Annotated in this window: 11 protein-coding genes; 5 read left to right on the top strand and 6 right to left on the bottom strand. The window is 70.8% G+C overall.

Going from position 1 to position 15,961, the window contains the following annotated elements:
* Window position 1 precedes the first annotated feature (1 nt).
* Genes OHU89_RS34610 through OHU89_RS34595 form a run of 4 tightly spaced genes read left to right on the top strand, consistent with a single transcriptional unit; the run spans window position 2 to window position 4,818 of the window.
* Window positions 2-1,495: an ABC transporter substrate-binding protein gene (locus tag OHU89_RS34610; RefSeq protein WP_405648860.1), complete on the top strand. Its 1,494-nt coding sequence runs from the start codon at window positions 2-4 to the stop codon at window positions 1,493-1,495.
* The gene (locus tag OHU89_RS34605; protein WP_405648858.1) at window positions 1,492-3,231 is read left to right on the top strand and encodes an ABC transporter permease subunit; all 1,740 of its coding nucleotides are present in this window, start codon (window positions 1,492-1,494) and stop codon (window positions 3,229-3,231) included. Before OHU89_RS34610 ends, OHU89_RS34605 begins: the two co-directional genes overlap by 4 nt.
* Entirely contained in the window at window positions 3,221-4,141 is a 921-nt protein-coding gene (locus OHU89_RS34600) for an ABC transporter ATP-binding protein (protein WP_405648856.1), read from the top strand. Before OHU89_RS34605 ends, OHU89_RS34600 begins: the two co-directional genes overlap by 11 nt.
* Window positions 4,138-4,818: an ATP-binding cassette domain-containing protein gene (locus OHU89_RS34595; protein ID WP_405648853.1), complete on the top strand. Its 681-nt coding sequence runs from the start codon at window positions 4,138-4,140 to the stop codon at window positions 4,816-4,818. The genes OHU89_RS34600 and OHU89_RS34595 overlap by 4 nt, the downstream gene beginning before the upstream one ends.
* Here OHU89_RS34595 and OHU89_RS34590 read toward each other — a convergent pair.
* Window positions 4,805-5,386 carry a TetR/AcrR family transcriptional regulator gene (locus OHU89_RS34590; RefSeq protein ID WP_405648851.1) on the bottom strand — a complete coding sequence of 194 codons (582 nt, stop codon included), beginning with the start codon at window positions 5,384-5,386 and terminating at the stop codon, window positions 4,805-4,807. The genes OHU89_RS34595 and OHU89_RS34590 overlap by 14 nt on opposite strands.
* Before the next feature lie 77 nt (window positions 5,387-5,463).
* Between OHU89_RS34590 and OHU89_RS34585 the strand changes: the two genes are divergently transcribed.
* Window positions 5,464-6,993 carry an MFS transporter gene (locus OHU89_RS34585; protein WP_405648849.1) on the top strand — a complete coding sequence of 510 codons (1,530 nt, stop codon included), beginning with the start codon at window positions 5,464-5,466 and terminating at the stop codon, window positions 6,991-6,993.
* Between the two features lie 59 nt (window positions 6,994-7,052).
* Here OHU89_RS34585 and serA read toward each other — a convergent pair whose 3' ends face one another.
* From serA to OHU89_RS34560, 5 genes are all read right to left on the bottom strand, one after another.
* Window positions 7,053-8,642: a phosphoglycerate dehydrogenase gene (serA, locus tag OHU89_RS34580; RefSeq protein WP_405648847.1), complete on the bottom strand. Its 1,590-nt coding sequence runs from the start codon at window positions 8,640-8,642 to the stop codon at window positions 7,053-7,055.
* Between the two features lie 235 nt (window positions 8,643-8,877).
* Window positions 8,878-9,876, bottom strand: coding sequence for a ketol-acid reductoisomerase (gene ilvC, locus OHU89_RS34575; RefSeq protein ID WP_405648845.1), 999 nt, complete (start codon window positions 9,874-9,876; stop codon window positions 8,878-8,880).
* 117 nt (window positions 9,877-9,993) lie between these two features.
* Window positions 9,994-10,518: an acetolactate synthase small subunit gene (gene ilvN, locus OHU89_RS34570; protein WP_266887700.1), complete on the bottom strand. Its 525-nt coding sequence runs from the start codon at window positions 10,516-10,518 to the stop codon at window positions 9,994-9,996.
* Window positions 10,519-10,539: 21 nt separating this feature from the next.
* Window positions 10,540-12,390 carry an acetolactate synthase large subunit gene (locus tag OHU89_RS34565; RefSeq protein ID WP_405648842.1) on the bottom strand — a complete coding sequence of 617 codons (1,851 nt, stop codon included), beginning with the start codon at window positions 12,388-12,390 and terminating at the stop codon, window positions 10,540-10,542.
* A 235-nt stretch (window positions 12,391-12,625) separates the two neighbouring features.
* On the bottom strand, window positions 12,626-15,619 hold the full coding sequence (locus OHU89_RS34560) for a putative bifunctional diguanylate cyclase/phosphodiesterase (RefSeq protein WP_405648840.1): 2,994 nt from the start codon (window positions 15,617-15,619) through the stop codon (window positions 12,626-12,628).
* Between the last annotated feature and the right edge of the window lie 342 nt (window positions 15,620-15,961).

Genomic DNA, 15,961 nt, shown 5'->3' with positions numbered 1-15,961 from the left:
CGTGCGCCTGCCCGCCCGTCACCTGTTCTCGGCCGCCGTGGCGTCCACCCTGCTCACCGGCTGTTTCTCCGGTGCCTCCGCCGAGGGTGAGGGCGACAGTGACGGCGACGGCAAGCGCGTCCGGGTCGCGATGATGCTGCCCCCGCGCTCGGCCCTCTCCCCGCTCTCCGACGACGCGTTCAAGCTGTCCCGCTGGTCGACGGCCGAGACCCTCGTGAAGCTCGACACCGACGGGGACGCCGAGCCCTCGCTCGCCACCGAGTGGCAGCAGTCCGGCAGGACCTGGACGTTCGAGATACGCGACGGCGTCACCTTCCACGACGGCACGAAGCTCGACGCCGAGGCCGTCGTACGCTCGCTCACCACCGCCGCCACCGCCTCCCCCAAGCCCCGCATCCTCGACGGCGTCGAACTGACCGCGAAGGCGCAGGACTCGGACACCGTCACCGTCACCACCGCCGACGAGGACCCCCTGGTCCCGCAGCGGCTCAGCTCGCCCCAGCTGTCGATCCTCGCCGCGAAGGCCTACAGCGGGAAGACGGTGAACCCCGTCGGAGCCGGCACCGGCCCCTTCGAGCTCACCGAGGTCGACGGCACCTCCTCCGCCACCCTCGACCGCTACGACGCCTACTGGGGCGGCAAGGCCAAGTCCCCCGGTATCGACGTGAAGTTCGTGCCCGACGGCACCGCCCGGGCCGCCGCCCTTCGCAGCGGTGAGGCCGACATCGTCGAGGCGGTCCCCGTCTCCCAGGCCGCGCTCCTCGACGAGGACCTGATCACCGAGGTCCCGATGCCGCGCACCAACACCCTCTACCTCAACACCGAGAAGGGCGTCTTCAAGGACGCCGCCCTGCGTGCCGCCGCCCGCGAGGCGATCGACGCCGAGTCGATCGTGAAGGGCGTGTACGAGGGGCGGGCGGATGTCGCCGAGGGGCTGCTCGGTCCGGCGCTGCCGTGGGCCGCCGAACTGCGGTCGGACCTGCGGCGCACCGCCGCCGCCGAGCCGAACGGCCGGACCGTCACCATCGGCACCTTCACCGACCGCGCCGAACTCCCCGAGGTCGCCGCCACCCTGCAACAGCAGCTCCAGAAGGCCGGGTTCAAGGTCAAGCTCGACGTCCGCGAGTACGCCAACATCGAGTCCGACGCCCTCGCCGGTGAGTTCGACGCCTTCATCCTCTCCCGCGCGACCGTGCTCGACTCCGGCGACCCGGCCGCCTACCTCTACAGCGACTTCGCCTCCGACGGCTCCTTCAACCTCTCCCAGCTCGCCGACGCCCGGGTGGACGCCGCCCTGAAGAAGGCCGGCGGGACGGAGACCGGCGAGGCCCGGCGCAAGGCCGTCATCGCGGCCGAGGCCGCCGTGCTCGGCACCGACGCGGCCGTCCCGATGCTGCACGAGCGCGTGATCCAGGGCGACGCCGCCGACGTCGTGGGCGCCGCGCACGACCCGCGCGAGCGTGAGCTGGTCACGGCCGCCACGTACGTCAAGTGAGGCCGACCGCGGCCGGGGTGACCCGGGTCCTGTGTCTGCTCGGGGTCGTGACCGCCGTCGGTCTGCTCCCCTGGCTCTCCGGCAGGGACCCGGCGCTCACCGTCCTGCGCGCCCGTTCCGCCGAGCAGGAACCGACGAAGGAGGCCCTGGACTCCGTACGACAGGATCTCGGCCTCGACGCGGGTCCCCTTTCCCTGCTGGGGAGTTGGGCGTCCGATCTGCTGCGCGGGGATCTCGGGACCTCGTGGGTGTCGGGTACCGACGTGCTGCCGTCCGTCGTGTCCGGGCTCCAGGTGTCGCTGGCGCTGATGGGCGCGGCCTTCGCCGTCGCGGTGCTGCTCGCGGGTGCGCTGGTCGCGCCCGTGCTGGTACGGGGGCGCAGGTCGGCCGGGGCCTTCGCGGCGATGCTCGCCGCCGTGCCCGAATTCCTGCTGGCCACCGTCGCGTTGCTGGTCTGCGGGGTGTGGCTGGGATGGCTGCCCACCTCCGGCTGGCAGGGTCCGGCGTACATGGTCCTGCCCGCCCTCGCCCTCGGCGTCCCCGCGGGCGGGCTGCTCGGGCGGCTGGTCGCGGACGCGCTGCCCGCCGTGCTCGACGAGCGGTGGGTGGAGCTGTGGCGCGGGGCCGGGGTCGGCAGGGCCCGGGTCTCCGCCGCCGCCCTCCGGCGCGTACTGCCGCCTCTCGTCCCGCAGTTCGGGATGGCCGCCGTCGGTCTCACCGGGGGCGCGGTCGCCGTGGAGACGGTGTTCGCGGTGCCGGGGATCGGGCGTACGGCGCTGGGGGCCGCCAAGTCGCAGGACCTGCCGCTGCTCCAGGGTGCGGTGCTCGCCCTGTTGCTGCTCGGTCTGGCCGTGGGGGCGTTGTCCGCGCTCACCCGGCGCCGGCTGCTGGGTCCGGCCCTGCGGGACGCCTCGCTCACCCTGCCGCCGGCCCGGCCGGTCCGTACCCACCCGGCGATCCCCTCGGCCCTGTTCGCCGTCCTCGCCGTGACGATCGGATGGGGTCTGCTGCGCGACCCGTACGCGATCGACACCGCGAACCGGCTGGCCTCTCCCACCTGGTCGCACCCGCTCGGCACCGACGGCCTCGGCCGTGACGTCCTGGCCCGGCTCGGACACGGCGCCGCCTCCACCGTCGGCACGGCCGCCGCCGTCTGTCTGCTGAGCCTGCTGGTCGCGCTGGCGCTCGGCTTCCTGCCCGGCGTCGCGGCGGGCGCGGCGGACATCGCCAACGCCCTGCCCCCGGTGATCGTCGGCATCCTGGTCGCCGCGGCGGCCGGACCCGGCACGGGTGGTGCGGCCCTCGCGGTCGCCCTGATCTCGTGGCCGCCGCTGGCCGCGCATGCGGCGGCGCTGGTGCAGGAGGTACGGGCGTCCTCCTTCCTGATGGCCCAACGCGCCATCGGCGCACCGCCCTTGTGGATCCTGACCCGGCACGTCCTGCCCTCGGTGGCCGCGCCCGTCGCCCGGCACGCCCTGCTGCGGCTGCCCGGCATCGCGCTCGCCCTGGCCTCGCTGGGCTTCCTGGGCCTGGGCGCCCAGCCGCCCGCCCCGGAGTGGGGCCTGCTGCTCGACGAGTCCCGCGCCTATGTCGAACGCGCCCCCTGGGCCGCCCTCGCCCCGGCGGTGGCGCTGGCCCTGCTGGCGGGGCTTGCGGTGTCGGGGGCGTCGTACGCGCAGGGCCGGAACGTCACGAAAGGCCGGCAAGCCGTGAAGGAGGCCCCCGTTGGAGTCTGAGGCGCTGCTGTCGGTACGCGATCTGCGGGTCGCCTTCGACGGCGTCGAGGTCGTGCGCGGACTGTCCTTCGACATCCGTCCACGTGAAGTGCTGGCGATCGTCGGCGAGTCGGGCGCGGGCAAGTCCCTGACCGCCCGGGCGCTGCTGGGAATGCTGCCGAAGGACGCGACGGCGACCGGGACCGTCCGGCCGGACCTCTCGGGCGAGCGCGGGAGCCGCATCGCCCTGGTCCCCCAGGACGCCCTGTCCGCCCTCTCCCCCGTGCACCCGGTGGGCGACCAACTCGCGGCCGCCGTACGGTCGGTGGCCCGCGTCTCCCGCAAGGAGGCCAGGGCGCGTGCGGTCGCGGCACTCGACCGGGTGGGCATCCCGGACGCCGCGCGCCGGGCACGGTCGTATCCGCACGAGTTCTCCGGCGGTATGCGCCAGCGTGCGGTCGTCGCGATGGCCACGATCAACGAACCCGACATCCTGGTCGCCGACGAACCCACCACCGCCCTCGACGAGGAACGCCGCGAGCAGGTGCTCCGGGTCCTCGCCGAGCAGCGGGAGGCGGTCGGCGCCGCGCTCGTCCTGGTCACGCACGACCTGGACGTCGTACGGCGGCACGCGGACCGCGCGCTGGTCATGTACGCCGGTCGGCTGACCGAACTCGGCCCGGCGCAGGAGGTGCTGGCCCGTCCTCGGGCCCCGTACACAGCGGGCCTGCTGGCGTCCCTTCCGCAGAACGCCCGGGGCCGCCACCTCCCCGCCCTCCCCGGCACACCCCCGGCCCCGGGCATGCTTCCGCCGGGCTGCGCCTTCGCCCCGCGCTGTCCGCTCGCGACCGACTCCTGCCGCCGCGAGGAGCCTGAACCGCGGCCGGTGGACGGGCGGTTGGTCTCCTGCCACCACTGGGAGAGAGTGTGAGCACACCCCTTCTCGACGTCCGCGCCCTCGTCGTCCGCCACGGTGCCGTGACCGCGGTGGACCGTGTCGGCTTCTCCCTGGAGGCCGGCGAGACCCTCGCCCTCAACGGCCCCTCCGGCTGCGGAAAGTCCTCCACCGCGCTGGCGGTGCTTCAGCTGCGCCGCCCGGCCTCCGGCGAAGTGCGCTTCGAGGGCCGGGAGTTGACAACCCTGACGGAGCGCGAACTCCGCCTCCTCCGCCCGCGTATGCAGCCCGTCTTCCAGGACCCCTACGGCTCCCTCAGCCCCCGCCACCGCATCCGGGACGCGGTCGCCGAACCGCTGAAGGTCCAGGGCCGCTGGACCGCCACGGCAGGCCCTGCCCGGGTGGCCGAACTCCTCGACCGGGTCGGCCTCGACCCGTCGTACGGCGACCGGTATCCGCACGAGCTCTCCGGCGGCCAGTGCCAACGCGCCGGGATCGCCCGGGCGTTGGCCTCCGAGCCGCGCCTTCTGGTGCTGGACGAGCCGGTGTCGGCGCTGGACCCGTCGGTGCGGGCCGGGGTGCTGAACCTGCTGGCCGACCTCCAGGACGAGCTGGGGCTCGGCTATCTGTTCATCTGCCACGACCGAGCCGTCGTACGGCATTTCGCGGACCGCGTCCTGGAGATGCGGGAGGGACGGATCAGCTCTTGTTGACCCCGGCGATCACCTGGCGCAGCCCCTCGGCGAGCTGTTCCGCGCTGGGCGCGGTCTTCGGATCAAAGTGCCACTGGGCGATGAGCCCCGTCATGAGCGTCACGTAGAACATGCCGAGGGTGTCCGCGATGTCGTCCGAGACGTCCTCCTCACGCCCGCCCATGAGCATCGGCACGAACCCCCGCCCGGCCTCCCGCTGGGCCCGCGCCAAGTAGTCGCGCACCTCGGGCAGTTGGTCGCCCATGACCACGATCTCCATGCTGAGATGCCAGATCGAGCCGGGCTCCCGCATGGTGGCGATGACGTTCGACCACACCTCCTGGAAGCGTTCGAGGGAACCGGGCTCGGCGTTCATGGCCGTTCCGTCCCCCTCGAAGGCATCGCCCATCCCCTCGGCCAGCGAAACATACGCCTCCGCCAGCAGCGCGTCCTTCGAGCCGTAGTGGTAGCCGATCGAGGCGAGGTTGGTCCCCGACTCCTTGACGATGTCGCGCGCCGTGGTGCGCGCGAAGCCCTTCTCCAGCAGGCACCGTTTGGCGCCTTCGAGCAGATCCTCACGGTGTCCCATGCGCCCAACTCTATCTAGACAAGCGATTTATACAAGCGTCATAGACAATCGTTTAAGACATCCGTATAGTCGCCGCCGTGACGAACCCGACGAGCACTCCCGCCGGCACCCTCGCCGGACGCCGTGAATGGACCGCCCTCACCGTCCTGATGCTTCCGCTGCTCCTGGTGTCGATGGACGTCTCCGTCCTCTACTTCGCGATCCCGTCGATCAGCGCGGACCTGGAGCCGAGCGGCACCCAGCAGCTGTGGATCTTCGACATCTACGCGTTCGTGCTGGCCGGCCTGCTGATGACGATGGGCTCGCTCGGTGACCGCGTCGGCCACCGCAGGCTCCTGGTGATAGGCGCCGCCGCCTTCGGCGCCGCCTCGCTGGTGGCGGCGTACGCGAACAGCGCCGAGACGCTGATCGCGGCGCGCGCGGTCCTCGGCATCGGCGGCGCGACCCTGATGCCGTCGACGATGGCCCTGCTGCGCACGATGTTCACCGACCCCGGCCAGCGCGCGAAGGCGATCGGCATCTGGTCCGGCGTGATGACGGCCGGGATCGCGCTCGGCTCCGTGATGAGCGGGGTACTGGTCGAGCACTTCTGGTGGGGCTCGGTCTTCCTGGTCAACCTGCCCGCGATGGCCCTGCTCCTGCTCCTCGGCCCGATGCTGCTCCCGGAGTCGAGGAACCCCTCCCCCGGCCGCTTCGACTGGCTGAGCGTCCCGCTGTCGATGGCCGCCGTGCTCCCCGTTGTCTACGGCCTCAAGGAGATCCCCTCGGAGGGCTGGAACGTCCTCTACGTCGTCTCGATCACCGTCGGTCTGCTCTTCGCTGCCCTCTTCGTCCACCGCCAGCGCACCACGGCCTCACCGATGATCGACCCGGCCCTGTTCCGCGGCCGCGGCTTCGCACCCTCCGTCGCCCTGAACCTCGTCTCGGCGTTCGGAATCATGGGGTCGGCCTACTTCACCACGCAGTACCTGCAGTCGGTGCTCGGCAAGAGTGCCCTGGAGTCGGCCCTGTGGGCACTGCTGCCGTCGGTGCCGATCGGGGCCGCGGCGCCGATCGCGACCGCTCTGGTCCAGAAGGGCGTCAACCGCGCCCACGTCGTCACCGCGGGCTTCGCGATCTCGGCGTGCGGCTTCGCACTGCTGGCTTTCGCCGGTACGGACTCGATGTGGCTGGTGCTGACCTCCTGCGGTGTCCTCGCGGTCGGTGGCGTCACCGTGATGTCCCAGATCATGGACCTCGCGATGGGCACCGCCCCTGCGGAGCGGGCGGGCACCGCGTCCTCCCTGATGGAGACCGGCGCGGAGTTCGGCGGCGCGCTGGGCATGGCGATCCTCGGCTCCATCGGTACGGCGGTCTACCGCCACGAGATGCCTGATGCGGCGCCGGACGTGGCCCGCGAGACCCTCGGCGGGGCGCTGGCGGTCGCCGATCAGGTACCGGGACTCGCGACCGTGGCCCGGGAGGCGTTCACCAACGGGATGCAGGGAGCGGCGATCGCGGGAGCGGTGCTGCTGGCGGGCGCGGCGGTGCTGGCGGCGGTGACACTGCGCCGGGTCGAGCTGCGCGAGCCCCAGGAAGCGCCGGAGCCGGAGACTGTGCTCGCGTAATGGAAAGCGCCGGGCGGGCCGAGGATCTCCTCGGCCCGCCCGGCGTTCGTCGTGAAGCGTCAGACCAGGTTCACCGCACGGGCGGACGTCGCCCCGATCTCCGCGGCCACCTCGGTCAGCACGTTCGCCGGCACGGTGTCGTCGACGGTCAGCACGGCCAGCGCCTCGCCGCCTGCGACCGAACGGGACACCTGCATGCCGGCGATGTTGATGCCGGCCTCGCCGAAGACGCGGCCCACGGTGCCGACGACGCCCGGGCGGTCCTCGTACTTGAGGACGACCATGTGGTCGGCGAGGGCCAGGTCGACGTCGTACTCGCCGACGGCGACGATCTTCTGGAGGTGCTTGGGGCCGGCCAGCGTGCCGGAGACCGCGACCTCCTCGCCGTTGCTCAGCGTGCCGCGCACGGTGACGACGTTGCGGTGGTCGGCCGACTCCGAGCTGGTCGTCAGGCGCACCTCGACGCCGCGCTCCTGCGCGAACAGCGGGGCGTTGACGTACGACACGGTCTCGTCGACGACGTCCTCGAAGACACCCTTGAGGGCGCTGAGCTCCAGCACCTTCACGTCGTGCTGGGTGATCTCGCCGTAGACCTCGACGTCGAGGCGGACCGCGACCTCACCGGCGAGCGCGGTGAAGATCCGGCCGAGGCGCTCGGCGAGCGGCAGGCCCGGCTTGACGTCCTCGGCGATGACGCCGCCCTGGACGTTGACCGCGTCCGGGACCAGCTCACCGGCGAGCGCGAGGCGCACGGAGCGGGCGACGGCGATGCCGGCCTTCTCCTGGGCCTCGTCGGTGGAGGCACCGAGGTGCGGGGTGCAGACGACCTCGTCGAGCTCGAAGAGCGGGGAGTCCGTGCAGGGCTCCTTCGCGTACACGTCGAGGCCGGCGCCGGCGACGCGGCCCTCCTTCAGCGCCGAGAACAGCGCCGTCTCGTCGACGATCCCGCCGCGCGCGGCGTTGACGATGCGCACGCTCGGCTTGACCTTGTGCAGGGCCTCGTCGCCGATGAGACCGAGGGTCTCGGGGGTCTTCGGCAGGTGCACGGTGATGAAGTCGGACACCTCGAGCAGCTCGTCGAGGGAGAGGACCTTCACGCCCATCTGCGCGGCCCGGGCGGGCTGCACGTAGGGGTCGTAGGCCACGACCTTCATACCGAAGGCCGACATGCGCTGGGCGACGAGCGCGCCGATGCGGCCGAGGCCGACGACACCGAGGGTCTTCTCCGCCAGCTCGACACCGGTGTACTTGCTGCGCTTCCACTCGCCGTTCTTCAGGGCGGTGTTGGCCTGCGGGATGTGGCGCGCGGTGGCCAGCAGCAGACCGCAGGCCAGCTCGGCGGCGGTGACGATGTTGGAGGTGGGGGCGTTGACGACCATCACGCCGGCCTTGGTGGCGGCGGAGACGTCGACGTTGTCCAGGCCGACGCCGGCTCGTGCGACGACCTTCAGCTTCTTCGCGGCGGCGATCGCCTCGGCGTCCACCTTGGTGGCGGAGCGGATCAGGATCGCGTCCACGTCGGCGATGGCGGGCAGCAGCTCGGCCCGGTCGGCGCCGTTGCACTGCCGGATCTCGAAGTCCGGGCCGAGCGCGTCGACGGTCGCAGGCGACAGCTCTTCAGCGATGAGTACGACAGGTTTCGAGCTCACGTGAGTCCTCACAAGTCCAATGCGTGCGGACGGCCGTCCCGACGGCCGCAGGCGGTGGAGGGTGCTAGCCGCGTGGAAGACGCACGACGCTGTGGGCCTGACGCGTATGTAGTACGGCAGTGTAGTGGCGCGGCCAAGAGCGTCTTACGCCTCTACGGAAGGATCACCCGTCCGTGGCCGGACAGGTTGGACAACGGGGCCGGAGCTGTCCGCTCCGGCCCCGCCGTCCGAGGCTTTACGCCTCCTCGTCGACCCAGCTCATCAGCTTGCGCAGCTGCTTGCCGGTGGTCTCCAGGAGGTGCTCGGAGTCCTGCTTCTTGTACTCGTTGTACTTCTTCAGACCGCCGTGGTACTCGGCCATCCACTCACGCGCGAAGGTGCCGTCCTGGATCTCGGCGAGGACCTTCTTCATCTCGGCCTTGGTGGCGTCCGTGATGATGCGGGGACCGGTGACGTAGTCGCCCCACTCGGCGGTCTCCGAGACCGACCAGCGCATCTTCTCCAGGCCGCCCTCGTACATGAGGTCGACGATCAGCTTCAGCTCGTGCAGGCACTCGAAGTACGCGATCTCGGGCTGGTAGCCCGCCTCGGTCAGCGTCTCGAAACCGGCCTTCACCAGCGCGGCCGTACCACCGCAGAGAACGGCCTGCTCACCGAAGAGGTCGGTCTCGGTCTCCTCGGTGAAGGTCGTCTTGATGACGCCCGCGCGGGTGCCACCGATGCCCTTGGCGTACGACAGGGCCAGCGCGAAGGCGTTGCCCGTGGCGTCCTGCTCGACGGCCGCGATACACGGAACGCCGCGACCCTCCTCGTACTGACGACGGACGAGGTGGCCCGGGCCCTTCGGGGCGACCATGCAGACGTCGATGCCGGCCGGGGGCTTGATGAAGTCGAAGCGGATGTTCAGACCGTGGCCGAAGAACAGCGCATCGCCGTCGTTGAGGTTGTCCTTGATGGACTCCTCGTAGACCTGGGCCTGGATCGGGTCCGGCACCAGGATCATGATGACGTCGGCCTCGGCGGCGGCCTCCGACGGCGTCACCACGCGCAGGCCCTGCTCCTCGGCCTTGGCCTTGGACTTCGAGCCCTCGTGCAGACCCACCCGGACGTCGACACCCGAGTCACGCAGCGACAGCGCGTGGGCGTGGCCCTGGCTGCCGTAACCGATGACCGCGACCTTGCGGCCCTGGATGATGGACAGGTCGGCGTCGGCGTCGTAGAACAGCTCGGCCACTTTGGGTTCTCTCCTTGAGTGCAGGTGTTGCGTCCCACCGTATGACGGCGGGGTGACGTGAAGTTTCGGGGTCTCGCTATACGGGCGGCCGACGACCGCGGCCGCCCGTGTCAAGCGTCACGCAGATCGGTCGAGGGCGCGCAGTGAGCGGTCCGTGATCGAACGGGCGCCGCGGCCGATGGCGATCGTGCCGGACTGGACGAGCTCCTTGATGCCGAACGGCTCCAGCATCTTGAGCATGGCCTCCAGCTTGTCGCTGCCGCCGGTGGCCTCGATGGTGACGGCCTCCGGGGAGACGTCGACGGTCTTGGCGCGGAACAGCTGGACGATCTCGACGATCTGCGAGCGCGTCTCGTTGTCGGCACGCACCTTCACCAGAACGAGTTCACGCTGAACGGCGCTCGCCGGCTCGAGCTCGACGATCTTGAGCACCTCGACGAGCTTGTTGAGCTGCTTGGTGACCTGCTCGAGGGGCAGGGCCTCGACGCTCACCACGATCGTGATGCGGGAGATGTCGGCGTGCTCGGTGACACCGACGGCGAGCGAGTCGATGTTGAAGCCGCGGCGGGAGAAGAGCGCGGCGATGCGGGCGAGGATGCCCGGCTTGTTCTCCACCAGGACGGAGAGCGTGTGCTTGGACATGATCTTTTACGTCTCTCTCGCTCAGTCGTCTTCGTTGTCGCCGAAGTCGGGGCGGACGTCCCGGGCGGCCAGGATCTCGTCGTTGGAGGTGCCGGCGGCGACCATCGGCCACACCATCGCGTCCTCGTGGACGATGAAGTCGACGACGACCGGGCGGTCGTTGATGGAGTTCGCCTCTTCGATGACCTTGTCGAGGTCGGCCGGGGACTCGCAGCGGATCGCGTAGCAGCCCATGGCCTCCGACAGCTTCACGAAGTCGGGGACGCGGGTGCCCCTGGCCTCCGGGTTGACGTCGTCGGGGCCGGAGTGCAGCACGGTGTTGGAGTACCGCTGGTTGTAGAAGAGGGTCTGCCACTGGCGGACCATCCCGAGGGCGCCGTTGTTGATGATGGCGACCTTGATCGGGATGTTGTTCAGGGCGCAGGTGGTGAGCTCCTGATTGGTCATCTGGAAGCAGCCGTCGCCGTCGATCGCCCAGACCGCCTGGTCCGGGGCCCCGGCCTTGGCGCCCATCGCGGCCGGGACCGCGTAGCCCATCGTTCCGGCGCCGCCGGAGTTCAGCCAGGTCGCGGGCTTCTCGTACTGGATGTAGTGCGCGGCCCACATCTGGTGCTGGCCGACGCCCGCGGCGAAGATCGTGCCCTCCGGCGCGAGCTGGCCGATGCGCTCGATGACCTGCTGCGGGGACAGCGTGCCGTTGCTGGGCTGGTCGTAGCCGAGCGGATAGGTGTCGCGCCAGCGGTTGAGGTCCTTCCACCAGGCGGTGTAGTCGCCCTGGTGGCCCTCGCTGTGCTCCTTCTGCACCGCCTGGACCAGGTCGGCGATGACCTCACGGGCATCCCCGACGATCGGCACGTCCGCGGCGCGGTTCTTGCCGATCTCGGCCGGGTCGATGTCGGCGTGGACGATCTTGGCGTACGGGGCGAAGCTGTCCAGCTTGCCGGTGACGCGGTCGTCGAAGCGGGCTCCGAGGGCGACGATCAGGTCGGCCTTCTGCAGCGCGGTGACGGCGGTGACCGCACCGTGCATGCCCGGCATTCCCACGTGCAGCGGGTGGCTGTCGGGGAATGCGCCGAGCGCCATCAGTGTGGTGGTGACGGGCGCTCCGGTGAGCTCGGCGAGAACCTTGAGCTCTGCGGTGGCGTGTGCCTTGATGACACCGCCGCCGACGTAGAGGACGGGCCGCTTGGCGTTGGTGATGAGCTTCGCGGCCTCGCGGATCTGCTTGGCGTGCGGCTTGGTGACGGGCCGGTAGCCGGGCAGGTCCATGATGGGCGGCCAGGAGAACGTGGTCCGCGCCTGGAGGGCGTCCTTGGCGATGTCGACCAGGACCGGGCCGGGGCGGCCGGTGGAGGCGATGTGGAACGCCTGCGCGATCACCCGCGGGATGTCCTCGGCCTTGGTGACGAGGAAGTTGTGCTTGGTGATCGGCATCGTGATGCCGACGATGTCCGCCTCCTGGAAGGCGTCCGTGCCGATCGCCTTGGACGCGACCTGCCCGGTGATCGCCACGAGCGGCACCGAGTCCATGTGTGCGTCCGCGATCGGGGTCACCAGGTTGGTGGCACCGGGTCCGGAGGTCGCCATGCAGACGCCGACCTTGCCGGTGGCCTGCGCGTAACCGGTGGCCGCGTGGCCGGCGCCCTGCTCGTGGCGCACCAGGACGTGGCGCACCCGCCGGGAGTCCATCAGCGGGTCGTACGCGGGCAGGATCGCACCGCCGGGGATGCCGAATACCGTCTCGGCGCCGACCTCCTCGAGAGAGCGGATGAGGGACTGCGCGCCCGTGACGTGCTCGGGGGCGGACTGCTGTCCTCCGGATCGGGGCCGCGGCTGCGGATGGGCCCCGGTGGCCTGCTCGGTCATCGTCATTCTCTTCTCGATGCTGAGGGTTTTTGCGAGGTTTGTACGGTGTGACGCTTTTTACGCCTGGTGTCTGTGCAACAAAAAACCCCTCGTGCCAAGAGGCAAGCGAGGGGAGCGCGCCGGGTGTGGTCGCTGGGAGTTCCGGGTCGATCCGGACGTCACCAGCTCAGCCGACGCGCTTTCCAAGTACGAGAATTCGGGTGCGCATGGCACTGACCCTCCCCCCGGCGCACACCCAGTGTCAAGCGGGTGGGACGGGAGTCTCATTATGTGAGCGAAGGGCACTTCCGCCTCCGAGAACAGCGGGCACACCACTTGTGTACACCCCCGCACCGCCCCCCGCGAACGCGGGCTCCGCCGGTCCGTGCGGTACCGGATAATGACCGGAACCGAGCGCCCGGCGCAGCCGGTACTCGTCCAACGGACCGGAAAACGCCATTCCCTGTCCGTGTGTGCACCCCATCGCCCGCAGCGCCACGACCTGCTCGGGCAGATCCACGCCGTCGGCCACGGACTGCAGCCCGAGATCCCCGGCGATCCTGAGCAGCCCACTGGTGATCTTGTGCAGCCGCGCGGACTCCACGACCCCCTCGACCAGACTGCGGTCGAGTTTGAGCACGTCGACGGGGAGTCTGCGCAGTGCCGTGATCGCCGCGTATCCGCTCCCGAAGCCGTCCAGGGCGATCCGGACACCGAGCCTGCGCAGGGCGCCGAGACGGCGTTCCAGCTCGTCGAGGGAGACCCGGGGGTCGGTCTCGGACAGCTCGATCACCAGGGACCCGGAGGGAAGCCCGTGCCGGGTCAGCAGGGCCTCGATCGAGCCGAGCGGCAGGGAGCGGTCCAGCAGCCGGCGGGCGTTCATCCGCACGGCCACCGGCATGGTCAGCCCGGTCGCGGCACGCTCGGCGGCCTGCTCGACGGCCTCCTCCAGCATCCAGCGGCCCAGCTCGGCGGTCTTGTCGCTGTCCTCGGCGACCCTGAGGAACTCGGCCGGCGTGAAGAGCACCCCCTGCGAGGAGCGCCAGCGCGCCTGGGCGGCGACCGATGTGATCCGGCCGTCCTCCAGGCAGACCACGGGCTGGTGCAGCAGCGCGAACTCGCCGTCGTGCAGCGCGGCGCGCAGGCGCGTGGCCAGCTCCGCCTTGCGTACGACGTCCTGCTGCATCTGGGGCGCGTACAGCTCGACGCGTCCCTTTCCTGCCGACTTGGCGCGGTACATGGCCAGGTCGGCGTTGCGCAGGATCTCGCCCGCGCCGAGGCCCGGCTCCGAGAACGCGACGCCGATGGAGGCGGCGACGCGGACATCGTTGCCGTCGATGAGGTAGGGCTGGGAGAGCGTGATCCTGAGGCGGTCGGCGAGCTCCAGGATGTGCCGTTCACGGGCGCTGCGGTCACGGGTGCCGTCCCCGACGATCAGGGCCGCGAACTCGTCGCCGCCGAGCCTGGACGCGGTGTCGCCGTGCCGGACCGCGTCCTGGAGTCTGCGGGCGGCCTGGACGAGCAGCTCGTCCCCGGCCTGGTGCCCGATCGTGTCGTTGACGGCCTTGAAGCCGTCGAGGTCGATGAAGAGGACGGCGGTGCCGCGGTCGGAGGCGCGGCGGCCGGAGAGCGCGTGCTGGACGCGCTTGGTGAACAGGGCGCGGTTGGGCAGGTCGGTGAGCGGGTCGTGCTCGGCGTTGTGCTGGAGCTGCGCCTGCAGGCGCACTCTTTCGGTCACGTCCCGGCTGTTGAAGATGAGGCCGCCGTGGTGGCGGTTGACGGTGGACTCGACATTGAGCCAGCCTCCGTCGCCGGACCGGAAGCGGCACTCGATGCGCGTAGTGGGTTCATCGAGAGGGTTGGCGGCGAGGAAGCGGCGCACCTCGTGCACCACGCAGCCCAAATCCTCCGGGTGGATGAGATTGGCCAGTTCGGTGCCCACGAGGTCCTCCGCGGGGCAGCCATAGACACCGGCGGCGGCCGGGGAGACGTATCGGAGGATCCCGTTGGGTGCGGCGATCATGATGACGTCGCTGGAGCCCTGCACCAGGGAGCGGAAGTGGTTCTCCTTCTGTGCCAGTTCCTGGGTGAGGGTGATGTTGTCGAGCAGCATGATGCCCTGGCGCACCACGAGGGCGAGCACGACGGTCCCGCCGGTGAGGAGCACCACGCGGTCGACGCTGTGGCCGTTGAGGACGTTGTAGAGGATGCCCAGCGTGCAGACGGCGGCGGCGAGATACGGCGTGAGCGCGGACAGGGAGCCGACGATGGGTCCCGCGGCCGGATACCGGCTGAGATCGCCTCCCTGCGGGGGTGCGTGGTGGTGGATGCCGCCGCGCTGTCCCGGCACATGCTCGTGGACCACGCGCGTGTGCCCCGCGCCGTCCTGCCCTTCGGTGCCCGGCTGCCCCTGGCGAGGTGCGGCCCAGGGCGCGTAGGCGAGCAGGAGCGAGCCCGCGAACCAGCCCGCGTCCAGCAACTGGCCGGAGCGGTAGGCGTTCTGGACCAGCGGCGAGGTGAACAGGGCGTCGCACATGACGGTCAGGGCGAGTGCGCCGATCGCGGTGTTCACCGCCGTACGGTTCATCGCCGAGCGCCGGAAGTGCAGCGCGAGCACCATGCTGACCAGCGCGATGTCCAGCAGCGGGTAGGCGAGCGACAGCGCGGTCTGCGACACGCTCGACCCGTCGGACCGCGCCGCCTGGGCGAGGGCCAGGCTCCACGCGAGCGTGAGCAGCGAGCCGCCGATCAGCCAGGCGTCCAGACCGAGGCAGACCCAACCGGCCTTCGTCACCGGCCGTTTGGCGAGGACCAGCAGGCCCACGATGGCGGGCGGTGCGAAGCACAGGAAGAACCCGTCGGCGTAACTGGGGGTGGGCACGGGCCGTTGCAGAACGACCTCGTACCACCCCCAGACCAGGTTGCCCAGGGACGCCATGGCCGAGGAGAGGGCGAACAGTATCCAGGCGAGTCGAAAGCGGACGCGCCGGTTACGGGCGCAGAGGAAGCAGGAGACGGCGGCGATGCCCGCCGCGGCGCTCAGCCCGAAGTCGCCCATGATCAGCGCGACTTCCTGGGAGCCCCAGCCGAGCGCGGAACCGAAGGCGTATCCCGCGCACACCAGGGCCAGTACGAGTTGATGGACCAGGCTCGCCCGGCTGCCGGAGGCCGGCGGCCGGGGTGGCAGCACCCCTGGCGAAGGCTGTGCCCGCAGCGCTCCGTTGAGGGTGGTGGTGGGAGGCGGCGGCGAACTCACCGGGCCCTCCTGGTCTGCGCCGCTCCAGGGTCCCGGGAGTCCGGGGTCGCTGGATGCGCATGCCTCCTGCGGCTGTTGTGCCTGCGGTGGTGATGGCTGTGACGGCAGTTGTGGCTGCCGTGGTGACCGCGTCTGCGCGCGGCCGTGTGCCAGGGTCGCCGTCGGCGGCTTCGCCGCGTCGGATCGTTCGTCCATAGGCCGTGCATCGCCCGTCGCCCCCCTCACAGTCTGCAATGTCCATCCCCGGCGCCGAACGGTGCGCGGCGCAGCCCCTGTCGGGACGATACACCAGTCTCGTCACTCAGGGACATAGTTCCTCTACGCTCCGTGACGACCAGCGGC

This window comes from Streptomyces sp. NBC_00019 (genome assembly GCF_045041015.1).
Taxonomy (GTDB): Bacteria; Actinomycetota; Actinomycetes; order Streptomycetales; family Streptomycetaceae; genus Streptomyces.
This window is presented reverse-complemented; position numbering and strand designations above follow the sequence as displayed.